The 23,269-nt window shown below is 52.8% G+C and carries 23 protein-coding genes and 2 rRNA genes (1 of these 25 running past the window's edge); 1 reads left to right on the top strand and 24 read right to left on the bottom strand.

All coding sequences use genetic code 11. The annotated features are described in order from the left end of the window. Positions 1 to 36 precede the first annotated feature (36 nt). The 14 genes from rplK to GCU45_RS19400 all read right to left on the bottom strand — a co-directional run bounded on the left by rplK (position 37) and on the right by GCU45_RS19400 (position 11,038). A complete protein-coding gene (gene rplK, locus GCU45_RS19465; RefSeq protein WP_076176723.1) occupies positions 37 to 462 on the bottom strand; it encodes a 50S ribosomal protein L11 in 426 nt (141 codons plus the stop codon). A gap of 66 nt (positions 463 to 528) precedes the next feature. After that, entirely contained in the window at positions 529 to 1,062 is a 534-nt protein-coding gene (gene nusG / locus GCU45_RS19460) for a transcription termination/antitermination protein NusG (RefSeq protein WP_076176722.1), read from the bottom strand. Between the two features lie 22 nt (positions 1,063 to 1,084). Further along, positions 1,085 to 1,273 carry a preprotein translocase subunit SecE gene (secE, locus tag GCU45_RS19455; protein ID WP_076176721.1) on the bottom strand — a complete coding sequence of 63 codons (189 nt, stop codon included), beginning with the start codon at positions 1,271 to 1,273 and terminating at the stop codon, positions 1,085 to 1,087. A 21-nt stretch (positions 1,274 to 1,294) separates the two neighbouring features. Further along, complete coding sequence (gene rpmG / locus GCU45_RS19450; RefSeq protein WP_076176720.1) at positions 1,295 to 1,444, bottom strand: 50S ribosomal protein L33; 150 nt, start codon at positions 1,442 to 1,444, stop codon at positions 1,295 to 1,297. 404 nt (positions 1,445 to 1,848) lie between these two features. Beyond that, on the bottom strand, positions 1,849 to 2,493 hold the full coding sequence (gene sigH / locus GCU45_RS19445) for an RNA polymerase sporulation sigma factor SigH (protein WP_076176719.1): 645 nt from the start codon (positions 2,491 to 2,493) through the stop codon (positions 1,849 to 1,851). A gap of 161 nt (positions 2,494 to 2,654) precedes the next feature. Continuing rightward, the gene (locus tag GCU45_RS19440) at positions 2,655 to 3,176 is read right to left on the bottom strand and encodes an NYN domain-containing protein (RefSeq protein ID WP_076176718.1); all 522 of its coding nucleotides are present in this window, start codon (positions 3,174 to 3,176) and stop codon (positions 2,655 to 2,657) included. A gap of 5 nt (positions 3,177 to 3,181) precedes the next feature. After that, positions 3,182 to 3,928 carry a 23S rRNA (guanosine(2251)-2'-O)-methyltransferase RlmB gene (gene rlmB / locus GCU45_RS19435; protein ID WP_152400026.1) on the bottom strand — a complete coding sequence of 249 codons (747 nt, stop codon included), beginning with the start codon at positions 3,926 to 3,928 and terminating at the stop codon, positions 3,182 to 3,184. A gap of 43 nt (positions 3,929 to 3,971) precedes the next feature. Then, entirely contained in the window at positions 3,972 to 4,436 is a 465-nt protein-coding gene (locus GCU45_RS19430; RefSeq protein ID WP_145030018.1) for a Mini-ribonuclease 3, read from the bottom strand. Next, positions 4,433 to 5,839, bottom strand: a complete 1,407-nt coding sequence (gene cysS, locus GCU45_RS19425; protein WP_152400025.1) for a cysteine--tRNA ligase — start codon at positions 5,837 to 5,839, stop codon at positions 4,433 to 4,435. Before cysS ends, GCU45_RS19430 begins: the two co-directional genes overlap by 4 nt. 38 nt (positions 5,840 to 5,877) lie before the next feature. Then, a complete protein-coding gene (gene cysE, locus GCU45_RS19420) occupies positions 5,878 to 6,558 on the bottom strand; it encodes a serine O-acetyltransferase (protein WP_152400024.1) in 681 nt (226 codons plus the stop codon). 616 nt (positions 6,559 to 7,174) lie between these two features. Next, positions 7,175 to 8,635 carry a glutamate--tRNA ligase gene (gene gltX, locus GCU45_RS19415; protein ID WP_152400023.1) on the bottom strand — a complete coding sequence of 487 codons (1,461 nt, stop codon included), beginning with the start codon at positions 8,633 to 8,635 and terminating at the stop codon, positions 7,175 to 7,177. A 76-nt stretch (positions 8,636 to 8,711) separates the two neighbouring features. After that, on the bottom strand, positions 8,712 to 9,200 hold the full coding sequence (ispF, locus tag GCU45_RS19410; RefSeq protein ID WP_105441910.1) for a 2-C-methyl-D-erythritol 2,4-cyclodiphosphate synthase: 489 nt from the start codon (positions 9,198 to 9,200) through the stop codon (positions 8,712 to 8,714). Then, complete coding sequence (gene ispD / locus GCU45_RS19405; protein WP_425281301.1) at positions 9,197 to 9,907, bottom strand: 2-C-methyl-D-erythritol 4-phosphate cytidylyltransferase; 711 nt, start codon at positions 9,905 to 9,907, stop codon at positions 9,197 to 9,199. Before ispD ends, ispF begins: the two co-directional genes overlap by 4 nt. Positions 9,908 to 9,961: 54 nt before the next feature. Then, positions 9,962 to 11,038 (bottom strand): PIN/TRAM domain-containing protein, encoded by a 1,077-nt coding sequence (locus tag GCU45_RS19400; RefSeq protein ID WP_076176711.1) that lies wholly within the window; start codon positions 11,036 to 11,038, stop codon positions 9,962 to 9,964. Between the two features lie 227 nt (positions 11,039 to 11,265). On the opposite strand from GCU45_RS19400, the gene GCU45_RS19395 reads away from it, so the two are divergent. Further along, a complete protein-coding gene (locus GCU45_RS19395; protein ID WP_076176710.1) occupies positions 11,266 to 11,661 on the top strand; it encodes a nucleoside triphosphate pyrophosphohydrolase family protein in 396 nt (131 codons plus the stop codon). Positions 11,662 to 11,766: 105 nt separating this feature from the next. Here GCU45_RS19395 and pssA read toward each other — a convergent pair whose 3' ends face one another. The 10 genes from pssA to GCU45_RS19345 form a co-directional block, all read right to left on the bottom strand. Further along, positions 11,767 to 12,498, bottom strand: coding sequence for a CDP-diacylglycerol--serine O-phosphatidyltransferase (pssA, locus tag GCU45_RS19390; protein ID WP_076176709.1), 732 nt, complete (start codon positions 12,496 to 12,498; stop codon positions 11,767 to 11,769). A 54-nt stretch (positions 12,499 to 12,552) separates the two neighbouring features. Continuing rightward, positions 12,553 to 13,629 (bottom strand): DNA integrity scanning diadenylate cyclase DisA, encoded by a 1,077-nt coding sequence (gene disA, locus GCU45_RS19385; protein WP_076176708.1) that lies wholly within the window; start codon positions 13,627 to 13,629, stop codon positions 12,553 to 12,555. Positions 13,630 to 13,642: 13 nt separating this feature from the next. Next, positions 13,643 to 15,010: a DNA repair protein RadA gene (gene radA / locus GCU45_RS19380; RefSeq protein ID WP_089549786.1), complete on the bottom strand. Its 1,368-nt coding sequence runs from the start codon at positions 15,008 to 15,010 to the stop codon at positions 13,643 to 13,645. A gap of 226 nt (positions 15,011 to 15,236) precedes the next feature. Continuing rightward, positions 15,237 to 17,687 (bottom strand): ATP-dependent protease ATP-binding subunit ClpC, encoded by a 2,451-nt coding sequence (gene clpC, locus GCU45_RS19375; protein WP_152400022.1) that lies wholly within the window; start codon positions 17,685 to 17,687, stop codon positions 15,237 to 15,239. A gap of 77 nt (positions 17,688 to 17,764) precedes the next feature. Continuing rightward, entirely contained in the window at positions 17,765 to 18,823 is a 1,059-nt protein-coding gene (locus GCU45_RS19370; RefSeq protein WP_145165258.1) for a protein-arginine kinase McsB, read from the bottom strand. Positions 18,824 to 18,851: 28 nt separating this feature from the next. Beyond that, positions 18,852 to 19,376 carry a protein-arginine kinase activator protein McsA gene (locus tag GCU45_RS19365; RefSeq protein WP_152400021.1) on the bottom strand — a complete coding sequence of 175 codons (525 nt, stop codon included), beginning with the start codon at positions 19,374 to 19,376 and terminating at the stop codon, positions 18,852 to 18,854. A gap of 29 nt (positions 19,377 to 19,405) precedes the next feature. Continuing rightward, entirely contained in the window at positions 19,406 to 19,867 is a 462-nt protein-coding gene (locus GCU45_RS19360) for a CtsR family transcriptional regulator (RefSeq protein WP_076176703.1), read from the bottom strand. 404 nt (positions 19,868 to 20,271) lie between these two features. After that, positions 20,272 to 21,459, bottom strand: coding sequence for a GNAT family N-acetyltransferase (locus GCU45_RS19355; protein ID WP_152400020.1), 1,188 nt, complete (start codon positions 21,457 to 21,459; stop codon positions 20,272 to 20,274). A gap of 384 nt (positions 21,460 to 21,843) precedes the next feature. Next, positions 21,844 to 21,960: ribosomal RNA gene (rrf, locus tag GCU45_RS19350) — 5S ribosomal RNA — on the bottom strand. 97 nt (positions 21,961 to 22,057) lie between these two features. Further along, positions 22,058 to 23,269: ribosomal RNA gene (locus GCU45_RS19345) — 23S ribosomal RNA — on the bottom strand; it runs 1,718 nt beyond the window's last position.

Raw genomic sequence — 23,269 nt, 5'->3', positions numbered from 1 at the left:
CGGCCTCATAGGCCGGGTGTCGCAAGAAAAACCGAATTAGTCTTCGATTGTGATACCCATGCTGCGCGCAGTACCTTCAACCATACGCATAGCTGCTTCAACGGAAGCTGCGTTCAGGTCAGGCATTTTTTGCTCAGCGATTTCACGGACAGTGCTGCGTTTAACGGTAGCGACTTTCTTCTTGTTAGGTTCGCCGGAACCCTTCTCGATTTTGGCAGCTACGCGAAGCAGAACTGCAGCCGGTGGAGTTTTGGTAATGAACGTAAAGGAACGATCCTCAAATACCGAAATTTCAACCGGAATGATCAGACCAGCTTGATCAGCGGTACGAGCGTTGAATTCTTTACAGAATGCCATGATGTTGACACCTGCTTGACCCAATGCTGGACCTACTGGCGGCGCCGGATTCGCTTTACCTGCAGGGATTTGCAGTTTAACAACCTTGATTACCTTCTTTGCCATGTAAGACACCTCCTTCAAAAGTGGTTAGCGGGCCTCGAAGCCCTCCCACAAGAAACCTGAAGAACTTTATATCTTCTCCACCTGAGTATAATCCAGCTCAAGCGGGGTTTCCCGTCCAAACATGTTGACGTGTACCTTCAGCTTGCTCTTGTCGACGAGAATTTCTTCTACCGAGCCAACAAAATTCGCAAAAGGACCAACTTTGATACGTACGGATTCTTTAATATCGAATTCGATCTTCGGCTTCGGCTCTTCCATACCCATATGCTTCAGAATCTGTTCCACTTCTTCCGGAAGCAAAGGCGTCGGCTTGGAACCCGAACCCGTCGAACCGACAAATCCCGTAACCCCTGGCGTATTGCGTACAACGTACCAGGAATCGTCAGTCTGGATCATTTCCACCAAGACATATCCGGGGTAAACCTTTCTCATGACGACCTTTTTCTTGCCGTCCTTGTTTACCACTTCTTCTTCCATCGGAACAAGAACGCGGAAAATCTTGTCTTCCATGCCCATGGACTCAACACGTTTTTCCAAATTGGCTTTGACCTTATTCTCATACCCAGAGTAGGTATGAACTACGTACCATCTTTTTTCCATATCAAGCCACCCGGGACCCTTCTTAAATAATCGCTTCGATCACAGCGGAAATGCCGATATCTAGAACCCAAAAATAAATCGTGACGATCGCAATGGTGCCAAGTACGATAAGCGTGTAATTCGTCAACTCTTTACGATTAGGCCAGCGAACTTTTTTAAGTTCCGCCCAGCTTTCAGAGAAAAAGGAAAACAGAGACTTGAAACCTTTCACGCCGACTACACCTCCAAAAAACTATCTGGTTTCGCGATGAGGAGTTTGCTCGTTACAAAACTTGCAAAATTTCTTCATCTCCATGCGGTCGGGGTGATTTCGCTTGTTTTTGGTCGTCGTATAGTTTCTTTGTTTGCAATTCGTACAAGCCAAAGTGATAATTACCCGCATGCTGTGCACCTCCCGAAGACGTCCTTCTATTTCAGAAGAGTCAATATTGATCCCTAGTAGGAAACAGCCTAAACTTTTCATCGCTGAAAAGAAAAAAAACCGTTCCTGCGAAATGAACGATTAAGCTCGTGCCGAAGCCTTTGCTCTCTCATTCATTAAAACACGCGAATTTAGGCCTACCTAAAACACTTTATCACAAGGGTCAAACCATGTCAACGAAAGAATGGCCTTGTCAATACGCGTTTAAAAACCACGATTCCCTGTCGTTTCAAGCCTTTTTTCTCATCATAAGCCGCCTGCATTCATTTACCAGTATGATTCATTCGTCCAGAGGTTAAACCTCGGCACTTCCGGTGTGAATAAAAAAAGACTCCTTACGAGCCTTTCTTCACCTTAGCGTCTGTTCAATTGTCGCGAACTTCCAAATATCTCTCCAGCTTGCGCTTGACCCGCTGCAGAGCATTATCGATCGATTTCACATGCCGTTTCAAATCCACCGCAATTTCCTGATAGGAGCGGCCATCCAAATACAGCATCAGCACTTTGCGCTCCAAGTCGCTCAGAATCTCGGACATCTTGTCCTCGAGTCCGACGAACTCTTCCTGGTTAATAATCAGCTCTTCCGGATCGCATACCTGCGAGCCGCAAATCACGTCAAGCAGCGTACGGTCGGAATCCTCATCATAGATAGGCTTGTCCAACGACACGTAAGAATTCAGCGGGATATGCTTCTGTCTCGTCGCGGTCTTGATCGCCGTAATGATCTGCCTCGTAATGCACAGCTCGGCAAAAGCCTTAAACGAGGACTGCTTGTCCCCTCTGAAATCACGGATCGATTTGTATAAACCGATCATGCCTTCCTGGATGATATCCTCGCGGTCGGCGCCGATCAGAAAATAAGATCTGGCTTTGGCCCGCACGAAATTCCGATACTTGTTGATCAAGTATTCCAGCGCTTCACTGTCACCCTCGCGGAAATATTCGACTACGTCCTCATCCGTCTTGTAATCATAATCAGATAACATTAACTCTTTAAGGTCGACGCTCACCAAGAAACCCCCCGGCTGCAACGCAAGGTACCCGTTACTCGTGAAATATACGAACAGTATAAATGATGCTCTCCGAGCCGTCAACCACGGATTATCCAAAAAAGAACAGCGATAGCAAAATTGTCAAGAGCTGCAAATTTGTCATTTCATACAAAAGTTGGCTATTCCCGCCGCCATCGTTCGAAGATTTCGCGGATGTCCGGCGACAGCTTGCTGTCCAGCGTATTGCGCGTCGATCTGGCCTGATCTTCCTTGATCCGCTTCTGGATCATCTGCTCGCTGTTCTCCACTTCGATCAGCAGCTCCCTGGCGGACAAGCGAAGCGCTCCCCGCGCGAAGATGACATGCTGTTCGATCAAATCGCTGGTCGCCACATAGATCTGCCTGCTTCGCCGGGTCAGCTCTCCAACGAGACGCTCAATGCATTCGTCCGCCGTCTCCTTCTCCTTCGTAAAGTACACCTGGACCTTGCTCTGCGAAAAGGACTTGCCCAGACCCGGCACCCGGTAGGCGTCAAATACCGCGATCACTTTTCTTCCGGAAAAAGCCTGGTAATCGGCCAGCCTGGCCAGCAGCTCGTCCCTGGCCTCCTGCATGCTGATCTGCGACAGCTCTGCAAGGGACGGCCATCCGCCGATCATATTATAGCCATCGACCAGAAGCACATCGCGCAAAGCCGCCATTCCGGCTAACCTTGGGTGCGGCGCCGGCGCAGAACTTCGTACATCACGACTCCCGCGGCCACGGAAGCGTTAAGCGAGTTGATTTGACCTTTCATGGGGAGTTTCACCAAAACATCGCATTTTTCGCGGATCAGTCTGCCCATGCCTTTCCCTTCGTTACCGATGACCACGGCGACGGGGCCGTCAAACACATTCGTGTCGTACATCTCGGAGGAAGCCGACACGTCGGTACCGACGACCCAAATTCCTCTCTCTTTCAGCTCCTCAATGGTCTGCCCCAGGTTCGTGACGCGTGCGACCGGGACGTATTCGGCGGCGCCGGCGGACGTCTTGGACACGGTCGCGGTAACCTGCGCCGACCGGCGTTTCGGCACGATTACCCCATGAACGCCGGTGCAGTCTGCGGTCCGGAGAATCGAGCCGAGATTGTGCGGATCTTCGATCTCATCCAACAGCAAGATGAACGGCGATTCCCCCTTGGCTTCCGCGGCCTGCAGGATGTCCTCCACTTCGGCGTAGGCGTAAGGCGCCGCCTGCGCCACTACCCCTTGATGCTGCATACCCGGCGCCATCTGGTCCAGCTTACGTTTGTCCACCTGCTGAATGACGACGCCAAGCTTTTTGGCCTCGAAAATGATCGGCTGCGTCAGATGCTTTTGGGCATTTTCCGCAATCCATATTTTATTGATCGTCCGCCCGGATCGAAGCGCTTCGGTGACCGAATGCTTCCCGGCAATGATTTCTTCCTCCATCGATTTTCCTCCTGATTCTTATTGCCTATGATGGCCTGCCGTCTTATTTCTTCTTGGGCTGCTGCTCTATAAACTTGATCCCCGTGTCGATTAACTCCTGCATGCGCTCGAACTGCCCGGTATAGTACAAGTATCCGATCAGGGACTCGAACGCGGTGGCATGCCGATATTCCAGCACGTCGGCATTTTTCGGAATGGTGCCCGACTTGGCGTTGCGGCCTTGGCGGACCACGTCGCGTTCCTCTTCGGTCAGCATCTCCTCCAGCGCACCGACAATCCGGCTCTGGGCCTTGGCTGAGACGAGTCCGGTCGCCGAACGGTGCAGCTGATTGGGCCGCAGGTTCGTCTTGGAAATCAAATATTGGCGGATGGCCACCTCATAGATAGCATCGCCAATATAAGCCAAGACGATCGGCGGAATCAGCCGGGCCGGCTTGGATGGCGGGTAGCTGAACATCCAGCTTCCCGCACTTTCCGGCAGCAGTTCGTTGCCGTCCGCCCCGCTCATTTGCGGCGCCAGCGCATGCCCTGCGCCGTATCCTCCAGCAGAATTCCCTTGGCCGCGAGCTCGTCGCGGATTTCATCCGCGCGGCCCCAGTTTTTGTTCTTGCGGGCTTCGGCACGCTCGGCGATCAGCTGCTCCACTTCCTCGTCCAGAAGCTCGGCCTTTTCCTCGAAATAGAGCCGCAGCACCGCGTTCAATTCGTCAAAAGCCGCCAGCATCGCCTTCAGTTCCGCAGGGTTCGCCACAGGCTCCTGAAGCAGCAGGTTGGCTTCACTGACCCATTCGAATACGGAGGTAATCGCATCCGGCGTATTGAAATCATCGTTCATTTTTTCATAGTAGGAAGCCAGAATCGCATCCAGCTTCTGCTGCACGGATTCGCGGACCGGACCGTTTCCGTCCGGAGCCACCGTATTCAGGCGGTGCTTCATATTCGTGACGGCGTTGGCGATCCGCTCCACGCTCTTCATCGCCTGATCCATCGTTTCGCTGTTGAAGTTGAGCGGATTGCGGTAATGCGTGGACAGCATGAAGTAGCGGATCGCTTCTTTTTTATATTGGGCGCGCAGATCCTTGACCAAAATGCCGTTTCCGAGCGATTTCGACATTTTTTCGTTATTGATCTTGATGTACCCGTTATGCATCCAGTAGTTGGCCAGCGGCTTGCCGGTCAAAGCTTCCGACTGCGCAATTTCGCACTCGTGATGCGGAAACTGCAGGTCCTGTCCGCCTCCGTGGATATCCAGGGTGTCGCCAAGGTAGCGGCGGGCCATGGCCGAGCATTCGATATGCCAGCCAGGGCGGCCGTCACCCCAAGGGCTTGCCCAGTAAATCTCTCCCGGCTTCGCCGCCTTCCAAAGCACGAAGTCTTCCGGGCTTTCCTTCCGCTCGTCGACGCCGATCCGGATGCCGAACTGCAGCTCCTCCAGCTTCTGATGCGATAGCTTGCCGTAACCCGCAAACTTGCCGGTCCGGTAGAACACGTCGCCCCCTTTTTCATAAGCGAAGCCTTCGTCTTCAAGCTCCTTGATAAAGGCGATGATGTTATCCATGTTCTCCGTCACCCTCGGGTTGATCGTCGCCTTATGGATGCCCAGCCCGTCGAGGTCCTCGTAGTACGCTTTAATAAACGTATCCGCCACCACAGGCACAGTGCTGTTCATCTGTTCGGCCTTGCGGATCAGCTTGTCGTCCACGTCCGTGAAGTTCACCACGTAATTGACTTCGTTGCCGATCTGCTCCAGATATGAGCGAACGACGTCGAAAAAGATCATCGGACGCGCATTCCCGATATGAATGTAGTCGTATACGGTCGGACCGCACACGTACATGTTCACCTTTCCCGGCTGCTTCGCCACAAACTCTTCTTTCGCCCGGATCATCGTATTATAAATTTGAAGGGACATATCCACATTTCCTTTCATCCATGAAATTCGCTGCTTCTTTATTTCGAACGTGCTCCAGCCGGGGTTTCCTCCTGCTGCAGCTGGTTGTTTTCCGTTTGTAGTCTTTCCAATTCACCGCGAAGCTGTTCGATCTCCTGCTGCATGCTGCGCAGCGAATCGACGATCGGGTCAGGCAGCTGGTGGCTGAGACGGTCCACCCGGCGCCCGTCCTGCTTCACGATTCTTCCCGGAATGCCCACCACCGTGCTGTTCGAGGGGACTTCCTTCAGAACGACCGAGTTGGCTCCGATGTTGCACTGGTCTCCGACCGTAAACGAACCCAGCACTTTCGCGCCTGACGCAATGACGACATTGTTGCCGATAGTCGGATGCCGTTTGCCTTTTTCCTTCCCGGTGCCCCCGAGGGTAACGCCCTGGTAAATGACGACGTCGTCCCCGATCTCACAGGTCTCCCCGATGACCACACCCATGCCATGATCGATGAACAGGCGCTTGCCGATCTTCGCTCCGGGATGGATCTCGATCCCCGTCATGAAACGGCTGACCTGGGAAATCACGCGCGCCAGCGTAAACCACCGGCGTTTGTACAGTGCATGCGCAACCCGATGAGCCCAGATGGCATGCAGTCCGGAATAGGTGAAAATGACCTCGAACAGACTTCTGGCCGCCGGATCATTCTCGAATACGGTTTGGATATCCGATTTCATTTGCTTGAACATATCCGTTCCCCTCTTTGCTTCTTCTGTTCTCCATCGTTACGTGGAGGCACAACCCCTTCTCGTCCTGACAACAAAAGCGATCATCGACGTTTCTTCATCGACGCTTGTTCATCGAAGCCCAACACGCTCAGCGAAGATTCTTTCAACAAAAAACGCCCCTGCAGCATCATGCTGCAGAGACGTTATACGCGCGGTCCCACTCTGCTTGGGCCTTGCTGCTGACGTGCCCGCCGATAATTCCGGCAGACTGCATCGCAAACGAAAAGCCCCACTTTCTGTCCTTATAACGGCGGACGTCCGGCACAGTCTAACGGGGGAGATCCTCCTCCGCTCATCCATGCAGCTCACAGGTGCATTTCCACTGCCGGCCAATAGGTAACTTCCAGCCTAAAGGAAAACTTGCGCCTCCCTTGCGGTCACCCTCTCTGTCAATGGCGTGATCAATGTACTTCTCCTGATCTTCGCTGATCGCACATTGGATCATTCGGCACTCCCTGTAACAGCGGGGCCGAATAGATTTTGCTTGTAATTATAGCCGATAAGTCGTCTTACTGACAAGAAGTGTTTCAGGGAGCTTATGGGTTAGAATATGCTGTGATTACAAGAAAGAATCCACCTATGCTCCCTTAATTTGCGATTTCAACCGCTCGATAACGCGTCCGCGGCCCAGCAGGAAGATCGTCTCGTTCAGATCGCGGCCATGCATCTGGCCGGTTAGCGCGACGCGGATCGGCATAAAGAGCTGCTTGCCTTTCACGCCGGTCTCCTTCTGAACCTCTTTGATAAGCGCGGCAATATGCGAAGCGGTATACTCCTCCGAAGCTTCGATCTTCGCCAGCAGCGCGGACAATACGGTAGGTACCTGCTCCTCAGCCAGTACTGGCAGGGCTTCCTGATCGATTTCCAGATGAGAGCGGAAGAACACCTCCGACAGATCGACAATATCCGATGCGGCTGTCATCTGCTCCTGATAGAGGGCGACCAGTTTGCGCGTCCAGGCCTTTTGCTCCTCATCCAGTTCGGCCGGAAGGCGGCTCGCCCGCTGCAAGTGCGGAATCGCCAGCTCCGTAATCCGGTCGATATCGGCATTCTTAATGTACGTATTGTTCAGGTGAGCCAGCTTGTTCTGATCGAACACGGCCGGGCTCTTCGACAGGCGGTCCGGATTGAAGATCTTGATCAGCTCTTCTCTGCTGTAAATCTCTTCTTCGCCTTCCGGAGACCAGCCCAGCAGGGCGATAAAGTTCACCATTGCTTCCGGGAGGTAACCCAACTGGTCGTACTGCTCGATGAACTGGATGATCGATTCATCCCGCTTGCTGAGCTTCTTGTGGTTCTCATTCACGATCAGCGTCATATGACCGAACTGCGGCGGCTCCCAGCCGAACGCCTCGTAGATCATCAGCTGGCGCGGCGTGTTGGAAATATGGTCTTCCCCGCGCAGGACGTGGGAAATTTCCATCAGATGGTCGTCGAGCACCACCGCGAAGTTGTAAGTCGGAATGCCGTCCTTTTTCACAATGACAAAGTCACCGGTGTCCTGGGTATTGAAAGAAATCGTTCCTTTGACCATATCGTTGAACGTGTACGTTTTATTGTCCGGTACCCGGAAGCGAATGCTGGCCACCCGGCCTTCCGCTTCGAATGCCTGGCACTGCTCAGGCGTCAAGTCACGGTGCTTGCCGGAATAGCGCGGCGTCTCGCCGCGGGCGATCTGCTCTTCCCGTTCCTTCTCCAGCTCTTCCTCGGTGCAATAGCAGCGGTAAGCCAAGCCGCGGTCCAGCAGGTCCTGCCAGTATTTCTTGTAAATGTCCAGACGTTCGGTCTGGCGGTAAGGGCCGTACGCCCCGCCCACATCAACGCTTTCGTCCCAGTCCATGCCAAGCCATTTCAAATACTTCAGCTGGCTTTCTTCGCCGCCTTCGATATTCCGCTTCACGTCCGTATCTTCGATTCGGATAATAAACTCTCCGCCCTGGTTACGGGCATACAAATAGTTAAACAGCGCCGTTCTGGCATTGCCAATATGTAAATGTCCGGTTGGACTCGGTGCATAACGTACGCGCACTTTGCTCATCCTGATCCCCTCCGTCATATCATTGATCAATAAAAGTCCGTTCAGAAATACTTTACCCTATTCCAGCTTAAATCCTTCAAGATGATAGCACATCTTGGATCAAGCATACAACCGATTGGGCTGCAATGCCTTCTCCCCGACCGGTGAATCCGAGCTGCTCCGTCGTAGTCGCCTTCACGTTGACCTGCGTCACGTCGGCATCCAGCGCCTTGGCGATGACTTCAGCCATCTGCGGAATATAAGGAGCCATTTTCGGACGCTGGGCGATAATGGTCGAATCGATGTTGCCCAGGCGATACCCCCGCTCCTTGGCGAGGCCCCATACATGCAGCAGCAGCTTCAAACTGTCCGCGTCCTTGAATTCCGGATCCGTATCGGGAAAATGCTTGCCGATGTCCCCCAGCGCAAGCGCACCCAAAATCGCATCTGCAACGGCATGCAGCAGCACGTCCGCGTCGGAATGTCCCAGCAGTCCCTTCTCGTACGGAATCGTGACTCCGCCAATGATGCACGGCCTGCCCTCCACCAGCTGGTGAACGTCAAACCCTTGTCCTACACGTATCATCCCTTTTTCTCTCCCTTGCGTTTCTGCATAAATGCGGCGTACTCCAAATCTTCCGACGTCGTAATTTTGATATTCGTATAGCTGCCTTCCACAACCGCCACGGGAATGCCCAGCCGCTCCACGAGCATGGAGTCGTCGGTGCCGGCGAAGCCGTCCGCTGCGGCGCGTTCATGAGCCCTTTTCAAATCGGAAAGACGAAAAGCCTGTGGGGTGTGAATGGCCCACAGACTCCGGCGATCAGGGGTCGCCAGAATCGTCCCCGAATCGTTCACCTGCTTGATGGTATCCTTCACCGGCACCGCCAGCACGGCCGCTCCTTCCTGGAGTGCCTTCCGGTAGCATGCCTCAATGTGTTCAGGTTCCACGAACGGGCGAACCCCGTCATGAACCATTACCCATTCTGTGCCAATTTCCATCAAGCCGTTGTATACGGATTGTTGTCTTTCGCTTCCGCCGGCGATGACCTTGGTTACTTTACCAAGTCCGTAATCCTGGATCCACTGCTCGCAGCGCGGAATATCGTCCGCACCGGTGACCAGGACCACTTCTTTCACCAGCGGCATTTGTTCAAAAATGTCAAGCGTATGCATAATGATGGGCTTGTCTTCAAGCATAAGGTACTGCTTGCTTTCCTGCGTCCCCATCCGGGAGCCGCGGCCCGCGGATACCACAATGACGCCCACCTGATTCTCTGTGCCCAAGTCGATGCAAAGCCTCCTCAACAACTGACCGAAAAAGAGTATACCCCCATCATACCGCGTTTACTGGGCTTTTTCCAACAGTTTCGGTTTGGCGAAGATCATCCGCCCCGCGGAGGTCTGCAGCACGCTCGTTACCAGCACTTCCATCATATTGCCTATATAGTCGCGTCCGCCTTCAACCACAATCATGGTTCCGTCGTCGAGATAAGCCACTCCCTGGCCATGCTCTTTGCCGTCCTTGATCACCTGCACCATAATTTCTTCCCCCGGCAGGACGACCGGCTTCACGGCGTTGGCCAAATCGTTAATATTCAGTACGGATACGCCTTGCAGCTCGCACACCTTGTTCAGGTTAAAATCGTTGGTCACCACTTTGCCCTGCAGCACTTTGGCGAGCTTCACCAGTTTGCTGTCCACTTCGGAAATTTCTTCGAAATCCCCTTCATAGATCAGCACCCTGACGTCCAGTTCCTTCTGGATCTTGTTCAAAATATCGAGTCCTCTGCGTCCGCGGTTCCGCTTCAAGAGGTCCGAGGAATCCGCGATATGCTGAAGCTCTTCCAGTACGAATTCGGGAATGACGATCGTTCCTTCGATAAAACCGGTTTTGCAGATGTCCGCGATCCGGCCATCGATGATGACGCTCGTATCGAGAATTTTATGCTCCTCAATCCGGCGTTCCTCCGGCAGCTCGCCCCGGCTCCATTTGCCAGAAGTCCACAGGGAAGCGAGCTCCTCTTTCTTTTCCAAGCCAATCCGGAGTCCCATATAACCGCACACAAACGTCACGCCGACAGCCAGCAAATCCCCGGCATGTCCAATCCAGGCAAGGCTGGGGTAGATTAATAGAGCCAGCAGCAGTCCTCCGATCAGACCCGACGCTCCGGCCGCCAGTTCATTCATCGGCGTGTTCGAGAACGAAGCGATAAACGAATGCAGACGATACGATACAGCTTGAGCACACAGGGAACCAATCAACATAAATAAAATTGCGCCAACCACAGCGAACATCAGGCTGCCCCACAGCGAATCATCAATTCCAATTCCAGGGAACGACCAGCCTGCTGCATGATGCAGCGAGTATCCGATCCATGCCCCGCATAATCCGGCAAATGCCGTGATCGATTTCCTCAGCATCAGTTCCCTCACCTCCTTAAATCCATATTTTTAATAGTTGCAGATTTCATTAGCAGTATGGTCCATTTTGCAGCAACCTAATCCTGTATATTCCAATTTTTATTGGACGGCTGAACCTTTCTTTTGTACCATCCTACAGAAGTCTCGTTTTTGGTTGAAAATGGGGAATTGACTGGAATATAATAAGTTCAATTCAAAAAACTAGAGGTTAGAGGTGAATAGGTTACATGGGCACACCAAGTTTACAAGACTTTCAAGATCAGGTTTCCGAACTGTTGCTCCGTCACCGCAGTCTGCTGGATGTATTGTCAAAGAATGGACAAAGCAGTGCCTCCGTTAACCGGTCCGTCGCCAAGGCGATTACCGATTGCGGTTGTATTGAACTTCATGCCACCAAACAAACCTTTGCTCCGGGACTGAACCTCGAGGAAGCCAAGGAAACGGTACGGACCCATGTCCAAGGGGAGCTGTGCGAGAACTGCCGCGAGGTGATCAGCACCGAGCTGGGGCGGAACCTGTTCTATATGTCGGCGCTGTGCAATCTGCTCGATATCAATATGGATGAAGTGGTCCGGAAGGAATCGCAAAAATGCTCTACCCTCGGTCTGTTTAACATGTCATAGAAGACAAGATTTTTTATACATCAAAAAAAGCATTTATCTCGCTGCTCCGGGCAGGAAATAAATGCTTTTTATTTTTACATCCCGTTCTATTAAACAGGACGTCGTTTATGAGGAGTGGTCGTTGAACACTTTATCGGACTGCTCGCGATGGCGCCGGCGTCTCCGCGACAACCTTCTCACGTTCTCCTTCACACCGTAAGCGGCATACAGCACCAACGGCAGGAAAATCAGCTTGGAGAGCTGATCCGGGAACGTGACGGCGACCGCAACTCCGGCAAGGATGACGAACGGCGCGTACATCATCGCCTTCTTCGGAAAGCCGATTTTCTTGAAGTTCGGATACCGGACCGTGCTGACCATCAGGTATGACAGCAGCAGCATGGCGATGATCATATAGGGGGCGGAAATATCATCACGGAACAAAGATAATGTAGCAAGCACACCGCCCGCTGCCGGTATAGGCAGACCTATAAAGTATCCCGGGCTGCCTGATTGGACGTTGAAACGGGCAAGCCGAAGCGCCCCGCACATGGGAAATACGGCGGTTACCGTCCAGATCAGCGCATGATGCATATCGTGGAAACAAGAAATGTACATGATAAGAGCGGGTGCAACACCAAAGGAAATTACATCCGAGAGGGAGTCCAGTTCCTTGCCCAACTCACTCTGTGCATTGAGCGCCCGGGCCACCCGGCCGTCCAATCCGTCGAGAAGCATTGCAATGATAATCATGATGGCCGCCAAGCTCAGCTTGTTGTCTAGGGCCAGCATAATCCCTACCATTCCGAGAAACAAGTTACCCAAGGTACACATGTTCGGAATTGATTTCGTAAACATTTTCTCACCTCAAATATCGTAGTACCCCCATGTCATCCATTGATTGTATGGCATTTAAATTTGTCTGTCAATGAATACTTGTTCCTGCAAGCGTTTCAGTCCCTCTTTAATATTGCGGGCTCTGACTTCGCCAATTCCATCCACTTCATCCAATTCTTCGATCGTAGCCATCATGATATGCGGCAGCCGTTCAAAGCGTTCCACCAGGTTGTGAATGATGACGTTCGGCAGACGTGGAATTTTATTGAGGATGCGGTAACCACGGGGTGCTACAGACTCTTCTGAGGTTGCAGCCGACAACGGATATCCCAGCAGGCGGACGACATAGTGGATATCGAGCAGCTCGTCGTCGGTCGCCCGTTTCAGTCCGGCGATCATCTCGCGGATCTTCTCATCGTTGTCGTCACGGGCATAGTCTTTGTACAGAAGCCAGGCTTCTTCCTCCATGTTGCTCACGAGCTCTTCCATCTGCATGCTGATCAGGCGCCCTTCGTTCCCCAGCTCGTTGATGTATCGCTTGATTTCCATCTTGATGCGCAGAACCATCTCCACACGCTGAATGACGTTGACCACTTCGGGAACGGTGACCAGCTCTTCGAATTCGGAAGCCGACAGGTTCGTCAGCGACTGGTTCAGCACCGCCCGGTACTTCTCCAGCGTCTGAAGCGCCTGGTTGGCTTTGGTCAGAATGACGCCGATCTCTTTCAACGCGTAGCGGAGCGTCCCTTGGTACAAGGTAATGATGTTCCGGCGCTGGGAAATCGACACGACCAGCTTGCCGGTCTGTTTGGCGACCCGCTCGGCCGTCCGGTGCCGAATCCCCGTTTCGATCGAAGATATGGACGAGTCCGGAATCAGCTGGGTGTTGGCATACAGAATCCGCTTCAGGTCTTCACTCAAAATGATGGCCCCGTCCATCTTGGCCAGCTCATATAAGTAGTTGGGCGAGAAATCGCAGTTGATGGAGAAGCCACCGTCCACAACCTCCATCACTTCGGGACTGTAGCCGACCACCAGCAGTCCCCCGGTTTTGGCGCGCAGCACGTTTTCCAGGCCGTCGCGAAACGGCGTGCCGGGTGCCACGAGCTTCAATAAATCGTTCATTTTCTCCAATTGGCTCGGTTCTTTCATCTTCATTTGCCCCCTAATCTAACGCGACCGCTAGTGCATCTGCAACGGTACTCACTCCGATGATTTCAATACCTTTGGGGTGCCTCCATCCTTTCAAACTTTTCTCCGGTAAAATAATCCGCTTGAACCCCAGCTTCTCCGCTTCCCGGACGCGCTGTTCCACACGGGAGACGCCCCGGACTTCGCCGGTCAGCCCGACTTCGCCGAACATGACGTCATACGGCTTTGTCGGAATATCCCGAAAGCTGGAGGCGATGCTGACGGCGATGGCGAGATCGACCGCCGGTTCGTCCAGCTTGACGCCCCCCGCCACGTTCAGGTACGCATCCTGATTCTGCAGGAACATGCCCATCCGCTTCTCCAGCACCGCAATGATCAGTCCCATCCGGTGATGGTCGATCCCGGTGCACATGCGCCGGGGTGACGGAAAATGCGTGGAAGAGATCAAGGCCTGAAGCTCGACCAGGACGGGTCTGGTGCCCTCCATGCTGGCCACGACCGTGGATCCCGCCACGCCGAGCGGGCGCTCGGACAGAAACAGCTCCGACGGGTTTCCCACTTCGACCAGCCCGACCTCGTTCATCTCGAAAATGCCGATCTCATTAGTCGATCCAAAGCGGTTCTTAACGGCTCTTAACAGCCGGTAGGTATGATGACGCTCACCTTCAAAATAAAGCACACAGTCCACCATATGCTCCAGCAGCCTCGGTCCGGCGATGGCCCCTTCCTTTGTAACATGCCCCACAAGGACGGTGGCGATGCCGAGCCCCTTGGCTACCCGCATAAACCGGGCCGTACATTCCCGGACCTGCGCCACGCTTCCCGGCGCGCTGGTCACCTCGGGAATGTAGACCGTCTGGATGGAGTCGATCACCAAAAACTGAGGCTTTACACTCTCGATCGCCTCTTCGATCAGATCCATATTGGTCTCGCACAGAACGTACAGTTCCGGCGACAGGGCGCCGAGGCGGTCCGCCCGGAGCTTGGTCTGACGGACCGATTCCTCACCGGACACGTACAGCACGCGCAGGCCGGACTGCGTCAGAGCGTGCGACGTTTGCAGGAGCAGGGTCGACTTGCCGATGCCGGGGTCGCCCCCGACGAGAATGAGCGATCCGGGAACGATCCCGCCGCCCAGAACGCGGTTGAGCTCGCCGATCCCGGTCAGCACCCTAGCTTCCTGGCTGCTCTCTATATTTATGATCGAAAGCGGCTTTTCTTTACTATGAAAAAGCGGGGAATTCATCCCCTGCGTCTTGATGATGCTTTCCGTTTCTTCTACCATCGAGTTCCAGGCTTGGCAGCCCGGACACTTTCCGTACCACTTGGCAGCTTCATAGCCGCACTCGGTACAGTAAAATTTCGTTTTCGATTTGGCCATGCTCTCTCCTTTGCTGCCGCCAATTTGTCTAATTATGTCGTTACCTCAGAATTTTGGCATTATTTTAAGTTTACCATTTATTAAGATTTATCGTAAAGTCTATCCAAAAACTTTACATTGATTTATCACTGCGAAACAAATAAAAAAGGGACCGACCCGCCGGGTCCATAAAAACCGGCGGGGCAATCCCTTGTGTTTCAGGCTTCTTATGAGGTCACCGGCTCATTTACGACTGTGTATTGGCCGATACATTTTCGTTTTTGCTGACCGTCAGCGCGCCGTTCTCTTCATCGATGATCAGCGAGTCGCCCTTGGACACATGGCCCGTGAGCAATTCTTCCGACAGACGATCCTCGATATGCTTCTGAATCGCCCGGCGAAGCGGACGGGCACCGAATGCCGGGTCGTAGCCTTCTTTGGCGAGGAATGCCTTGGCTTTATCCGTCAGGATAAAGTCGACATTGAATTCGCGCAGGCGTTTACGCAGCTCTTCGGTCATCGTTGTCACGATTTCGGCGATGTGCTTCTCTTCGAGTGAGTGGAAGACGATGATTTCGTCGATCCGGTTCAGGAACTCCGGACGGAAGCTCTTCTTCAGCTCTCCCATCACTTTATCCTTCATGTTGTTGTAATCGGCGCCCGCGTCAGCGGCTGCCGTGAAGCCCATCGTGGAGTTCCGCTTGATCGCTTCTGCACCGACGTTGGAGGTCAGAATGATCAGCGTGTTGCGGAAGTCCACCACGCGGCCCTTGGAATCGGTCAGACGGCCGTCCTCCAGCACTTGAAGCAGAATGTTGAACACTTCAGGGTGCGCCTTCTCGATTTCGTCCAGCAGAACGACCGAGTACGGCTTGCGGCGTACTTTTTCAGTCAGCTGGCCGCCTTCGTCATAGCCGACGTATCCCGGAGGCGCTCCGACCAGCCGGGACGTGGAGTGTTTCTCCATGTACTCGGACATGTCGATGCGGACTACCGCATTTTCGTCGCCGAACATCGCTTCGGCCAGAGCACGGGCCAGCTCGGTTTTACCGACACCCGTAGGTCCAAGGAAGATGAACGATCCAATCGGACGTTTCGGATCCTTCAGACCGGCACGGGAACGTCTTACCGCGCGGCTGACCGCCTTGACGGCTTCTTCCTGGCCGATAACGCGTTCGTGCAGGATTGTCTCCATATTCAGCAGGCGTTCCGTTTCTTCTTCCTTCAGCTTGCTGACCGGAATACCGGTCCAGCTGGCCACAACCTGGGCGATATCCTCAGGCGTCACTTCGGAGTCCGTACGGCCCTGTTTTTCTTTCCATTGGTTCTTTGTAACGTCCAGCTCTTCGCGGATCTTCTGCTCCGTATCGCGAAGGGCTGCCGCTTTCTCGAATTCCTGGCTTTGCACGGCCGAATCTTTTTCCTTGCGGATATCTTCAAGCCGGCTTTCCAGTTCCTTCAGATTCGGCGGAATGGTGTATGTGTGAAGCCTTACTTTGGAGCCCGCCTCGTCGATCAGGTCGATCGCTTTATCCGGCAGGAACCGGTCGGAAATGTAGCGGTCCGACAGCTTCACGGCTTCCACGATCGCCTCATCCGTAATCTTCACGCGGTGATGCGCTTCATAGCGGTCGCGCAGGCCGAACAAAATTTGAATCGCTTCTTCCGGAGACGGCTGATCCACCGTGATCGGTTGGAAACGGCGCTCCAGAGCGGCGTCTTTCTCGATATATTTGCGGTACTCATCCAGCGTAGTGGCACCGATGCACTGCAGTTCGCCCCGGGCAAGCGACGGCTTCAGAATGTTGGATGCGTCGATAGCACCTTCCGCGCCGCCGGCACCGATCAGCGTATGCAGCTCGTCGATAAAGAGGATGATGTTGCCCGCTTGGCGGATCTCATCCATAATTTTCTTCAAGCGGTCCTCGAACTCGCCGCGGTATTTCGTACCGGCTACAACCGATCCCATGTCCAGCGTCATCACGCGTTTGTCACGCAGCGTTTCCGGGATTTCGTTGTTGATGATCTTTTGCGCCAGGCCTTCGGCGATGGCGGTTTTACCAACCCCCGGCTCACCGATCAGCACCGGATTGTTTTTGGTCCGGCGGCTGAGGACCTGGATGACTCTTTCGATTTCGTTGCTGCGTCCGATAACCGGATCCAGGTTGCCTTCCTTGGCAATCGCAGTCAAGTCACGGGCCAGGCTGTCGAGCGTCGGCGTGCTGACGTTGGATTGGTTGCCGTGATGGCTGGATACAGCTTCGCTGCTGCCCAGCAGCTGCAGCACTTGCTGGCGTGCCTTATTCAGGCTGATGCCGAGATTATTCAACACACGGGCGGCCACGCCTTCGCCTTCGCGAATGAGGCCGAGCAGGATGTGCTCTGTGCCCACATACGTATGACCCAGTTTGCGCGCTTCGTCCATGGACAGCTCAATTACTTTTTTGGCGCGAGGGGTATAAGCGATATTCGTCGGCTGTTCCTGTCCCCGTCCGATGAGCGTCTCCACTTCATCCTGGATTTTTTCAAGGCCAAGTCCGAGTCCGATTAAAGCTTTAGCGGCTATGCCGTCCCCTTCCCGGATCAGTCCGAGCAAAATATGCTCCGTACCAATGTTGTTATGCCCTAAACGAACCGCTTCCTCTTGTGCCAATGCCAGCACCTTCTGCGCACGTTCCGTAAATCTTCCGAACATCATATCTCCTGCACCTCCATGAGTTTTATCATCGCTTCTACACTTGCGTCCTTCATCGTAAAGCTGTATATCATAAAGGCTCAGCGCTTTCCGAGGGTTTCCCGGATGAGCTTCGCCCGGTAAATATCGCGTTCTTCAGTGTTCATATCGTGACCGTAGGTTTTCTGCAGGAAGCCCGGCTGGGTCATCACATTCAGTTCATTCATCACCGAAATGGACGGTCCTTCGAGAATCCCGAGGTCAACCCCAAGGCGCACGTCGGAGAGACGCTGCCCCGCCTCCTTCGAATCCATCACTTCCGCGTAGGATAAAATCCCGTAGGACCGTTTGATGCGGTCGGTAATGCGGAGTCTGGAATCGTTCATAAGCCGCGTGCGTGCATTTTTCTCATGCTCAATAATCTGCAGCACGACGCTGTGGAGGTTGTCGATGATTTCATTCTCGGTCTGTCCCAATGTAATCTGATTCGAAATTTGGAACAGGTTACCTATTGCTTCGCTGCCTTCCCCGTAAATTCCTCTAACGGTGAGCCCAACTTGTGAAACGGCGGATAAAATCCGGTTGATCTGCTGGGTCATCACCAGCGCCGGGAGGTGCATCATGACCGAAGCCCGCAGGCCTGTGCCCACATTGGTTGGACAGCTGGTCAAGTACCCGTGCTTATCGTCAAAGGCGTAATCGATGTATTCCTCAAATTTATCGTCAATGCTCGAGGCCTTCTCCCACGCTTGGCGGATTTGAAAACCGGGGTATAGACATTGAATGCGAAGATGGTCCTCTTCGTTAATCATAATGCTGACCGATTCGTCCTCACTGAGGATCACCGCGCCGTTCTGGGATTCATTCGCCAAATTGGGGCTGATCAAATGCTTCTCTACCAGCACCCTTTTGTCCAGCGGATCGATGTGGTCGAGCTCCACGGTATAAAAAGTTCCAAAAGACTGAAGGTGATCACTGGGAATACCCGTCAGACGTTTGAGCACTTCCTCCGACTGCTGGCGGGTGGCCAATAGCGGAAAAGGAAGATGCTGCAGGTTGCGCGCAACCCGAACCCGGCTGCTGATGACGATTTCGGAAGCATCGGCCTGGCCGCGCATCCAATCGCTCAGCGCTTTCTCGGTGAACCGGAGATTTGGCATCACGCATTCCTCCTCCTTCGAGTGAACTTTACTGTTCCGACAATTCTTTCTCAAGCATACGGATCTGGTCGCGCAGCTTCGCAGCCTCTTCGAATTCCTCTTCATGAATACGCTGCTGAAGCTCGAGCTTCAAGCCGTCGATTTTCCGTTTGGCTTGAATTTTGCTGCCGCCTCTCTTGGGCAGCTTGCCGACATGTACGGTACTGCCGTGAACTCTTTTGAGCAAAGGGTCCAGGCGGTTGCCGAAGTACTTATAACAGGAGCTGCAGCCGAACCGGCCGATTTTGCTGAACTGCGAGTACGTCATCCCGCACTCTTCACATCTCAGCGATTGAGCAGCCTTGGCGCTGCTTGCCGCCCCTTTGCCGGCCATGTCAATGTCCATGAGACCAGACAGCAGGCTGTGTATAGAAAATCCGCCAGAGGTTCCGGGGATCATTTCCCCTTTCTCCCGGGCACAGGATTCGCAAAAATGAAACTCCGTCTTCTCACCATTCACAATCTTGGTAAAATGGAGAGTCGCCGGTCTCTTACCACATTCTTGGCAAAGCATACCGATGTACCTCCTTTTTCTCCGTAAGCCTATTTGCCTAACAAAGAAATCAGCATCGCCTTCATCAGCCGAGCACGTATCTCATCCCGGTAAGGAAGCTTGATCATCAGGCACTCTCTGGATATCGCGGCGCGCATAATGCTCGCTTCGCGTTTGCTAAGGATGCGTGCCTCCTCCAACTGATAGATCAGCCCTTCGGCCACGTTCTGATCGATGCGTTCCCCAATCGTTTGGTGGAGATGCGTATGAAGCGCCGAGTATTGCGGGAGTTCAATCCGTTGAATCCGGATATACCCTCCGCCACCGCGCTTGCTTTCCACAAGATAACCTTTTTCCAGCGTGAATCGTGTACTGATCACATAGTTGATCTGGGATGGAACGCATGAGAACTGATCAGCCAGATCGTTGCGCTGAATTTCAATCATTCCTTCGGGACTATCATGCAGAATACCCTTCAGATATTGTTCAATAATATCAGAGATATTACGCATTGTTCATCCTCCATTACGTTAAAACGTCAAGACCTTCATGGTCATTCGTTAGTCCGTTCGCATACCCAAACCATCTCCTTTAAACTTAACCAATGGTCGTGGGCTCGAATCTGGATCTTAACCCGGTGAATATGTTATAACTGATCTAAACCTTGCGCATTCACTATTGTGAGTTCAACCGTAAACAAACATACATTTGAATTTACGTTGACTTTGACTTTCTTTGATCTAAATTATAACATATTCTCACGTTTTGCCAAGAGGGTGTATTTTCATTTTTGACGTTCTCCTTCTTTTTATACCGCACCAATACGAAATAACCCCCTGCAGCGTATGCAGAGGGCTATTATTCTGACCGGATCCCGTCTCATTAGAATTGTACAGAAAGGTATTTTATTCCATAATTAAAAGAAGTCCATAAACAAGGTCTGTCGGACGGGGATCCGCGCTTCCAGGATGCTCACTGCCTTCGCACTGCCTGCAATTCGTCCGGATTGGTATAGCTCAGCCGGCCGTTTGAACCCCGTCAGCATGACGGTCAGTGCCTGGATGTCGCAGCTAAGGACCTCTTCCTGCTGTTCTTGAGATGAATCCAGGGGAGAGACCGATGCGGTTCCGTCCGATGAGAACGACCAACTCCAAACGCCTTCATTCCAAGGTGCATACATATCCGTCAGCTGAATAGTTAGATGCTCGCATCCCCCCTCGCCGGAGGCTGTAAAAGGATAAGCTTCGACGAGTTTCTTCATATTTACGACACGGGCCATCCCATATGGGACAATTTCCTGGTTTATACGTGGATCGGCCAAATGATATGTAAGACTATCATCCATCGGTATAAAATTGACGATTACCTGCGTCACCATTGAATCGTGATTGGCGATATATGTCCATAGCGCACGGCGTGCCTCATCCGTGACATAAACGAGTTCATCGATGGTAAACTCCTTGTTTTCCACCTTATAAAGAACATATCCTTCCGGCGCACCTGATGCCGAATAATATACCGCGGTATGTCCATCCTCGTCCAATACCGAACGGGTCCACCATTCCCGCGTCCGAACCATTAATCCATTATAACGTTTGGAAAATGCAGCATAGACCGTATCCAGAACATCCACGTCCTTGATATCCCGCCGAATCGCACCTTCAGTGATGACCTTTGCCGGCAATTTATCGGTAGAAATGACATATTTCTTGTACTCACTGAACATTTCCCAGCCGTATTTCCGGTAAAACGGGTAGGAAAAAGGATGCAGCATGGAAAAGACCTGCCCGTTCTCATTCATCTGCTGCAGCGCGTGCGTCAGCAGATGCTTAATATAACCCTGCCGGCGGTTTTCCGGCCATGTGGAAACGCTCGCAATCCCGCCCATAGGAAAACTCTCACCTTGAACCGATACCGTAAACGGGATTAACACCAGCTTAGCCGCCAGTTGCTCATCTTCGTCAAAAATGCCCCACACCTGCTCAGGTTTAAATCGTTCTTTGGCCAGCTGCTTCTGATCGGGAGTCATCTTGTATTGAAAAGCATATTCGCTTAGCCGAGTACTCTGCTCAAATTCATCTTCCCGTAAATTCCGGATTTCCATGCTTCCACCTCGCCTATTAAGGATGTGCCTGCGAATTCAGTCAGAGCATCATCGTCCTGACAATCATTGAATTCAAAGACGAGTATGGCAAAACCTGTGTGCAAAGTCAATCCATCCTGCAATCTATCCTGTTTACCTGGGGACAACTAATATAAAGAACAGGATTCTTGTCGTGGTTATTCACGATCATCTGTGGGTTATGGGGATCATTTTGTGTATTTGTGGATGGTTTTTTGGCGAAACGGGGAGTCGAAAACGTTATCTGTGCATAATTCAGATGAAGGAATGTCAAAAACATTGGAGCCTGTGGATGAAAAAAGCCCCTTATCAACAGGAGCGGAGGAACAAAAAAACCACTGTCGATGTTATCAACAGTGGTCCTTCGCTTGGCAACGTCCTACTCTCCCAGGACCCTTCGGTCCAAGTACCATCGGCGCTGGAGGGCTTAACGGTCGTGTTCGGGATGGGTACGCGTGGAACCCCTCCGCTATCGCCACCAAACGTTCAAGTGCTTGATCACCTGAAAACTAGATACGAAACGAATCTACATTTTATATAAGCATATGCTTCCGTAGCAAGCTTTCTGTAAGAAAGCTTTTAGGATAAGCCCTCGACCGATTAGTATTGGTCAGCTCCATGCATTGCTGCACTTCCACCTCCAACCTATCTACCTCGTCGTCTACAAGGGGTCTTACATGCTGGGAAATCTCATCTTGAGGGGGGCTTCACGCTTAGATGCTTTCAGCGCTTATCCCGTCCGTACGTAGCTACCCAGCCATGCTCCTGGCGGAACAACTGGTGCACCAGCGGTACGTCCATCCCGGTCCTCTCGTACTAAGGACAGCTCCTCTCAAATTTCCTACGCCCACGACAGATAGGGACCGAACTGTCTCACGACGTTCTGAACCCAGCTCGCGTACCGCTTTAATGGGCGAACAGCCCAACCCTTGGGACCTACTTCAGCCCCAGGATGCGATGAGCCGACATCGAGGTGCCAAACCTCCCCGTCGATGTGGACTCTTGGGGGAGATAAGCCTGTTATCCCCAGGGTAGCTTTTATCCGTTGAGCGATGGCCCTTCCATGCGGTACCACCGGATCACTAAGCCCGACTTTCGTCCCTGCTCGACTTGTAGGTCTCGCAGTCAAGCTCCCTTCTGCCTTTGCACTCTTCGAATGATTTCCAACCATTCTGAGGGAACCTTGGGGCGCCTCCGTTACTCTTTAGGAGGCGACCGCCCCAGTCAAACTGCCCACCTGACACTGTCCCCATACCGGATTACGGTACCAGGTTAGAACCTAGATACGATCAGGGTGGTATCCCAACGGCGCCTCCACCCAAGCTGGCGCTCAGGTTTCAAAGGCTCCCACCTATCCTGTACAGATCGTACCCAAATCCAATATCAAGCTGCAGTAAAGCTCCATGGGGTCTTTCCGTCTTGTCGCGGGTAACCTGCATCTTCACAGGTATTAAAATTTCACCGGATCTCTCGTTGAGACAGCGCCCAAGTCGTTACGCCATTCGTGCGGGTCAGAATTTACCTGACAAGGAATTTCGCTACCTTAGGACCGTTATAGTTACGGCCGCCGTTTACTGGGGCTTCGGTTCACAGCTTCGGGATTACTCCCTAACCGCTCCCCTTAACCTTCCAGCACCGGGCAGGCGTCAGCCCGTATACTTCGCCTTGCGGCTTCGCACAGACCTGTGTTTTTGCTAAACAGTCGCTTGGGCCTTTTCACTGCGGCCCCCTCGTGCTATTCACACTACCGGGGCACCCCTTCTCCCGAAGTTACGGGGTCATTTTGCCGAGT

The sequence above is a fragment of the Paenibacillus cellulositrophicus genome (assembly GCF_009363095.1).
In the GTDB taxonomy this organism is placed as follows: Bacteria; Bacillota; Bacilli; order Paenibacillales; family Paenibacillaceae; genus Paenibacillus_AQ; species Paenibacillus_AQ favisporus.
This window is presented reverse-complemented; position numbering and strand designations above follow the sequence as displayed.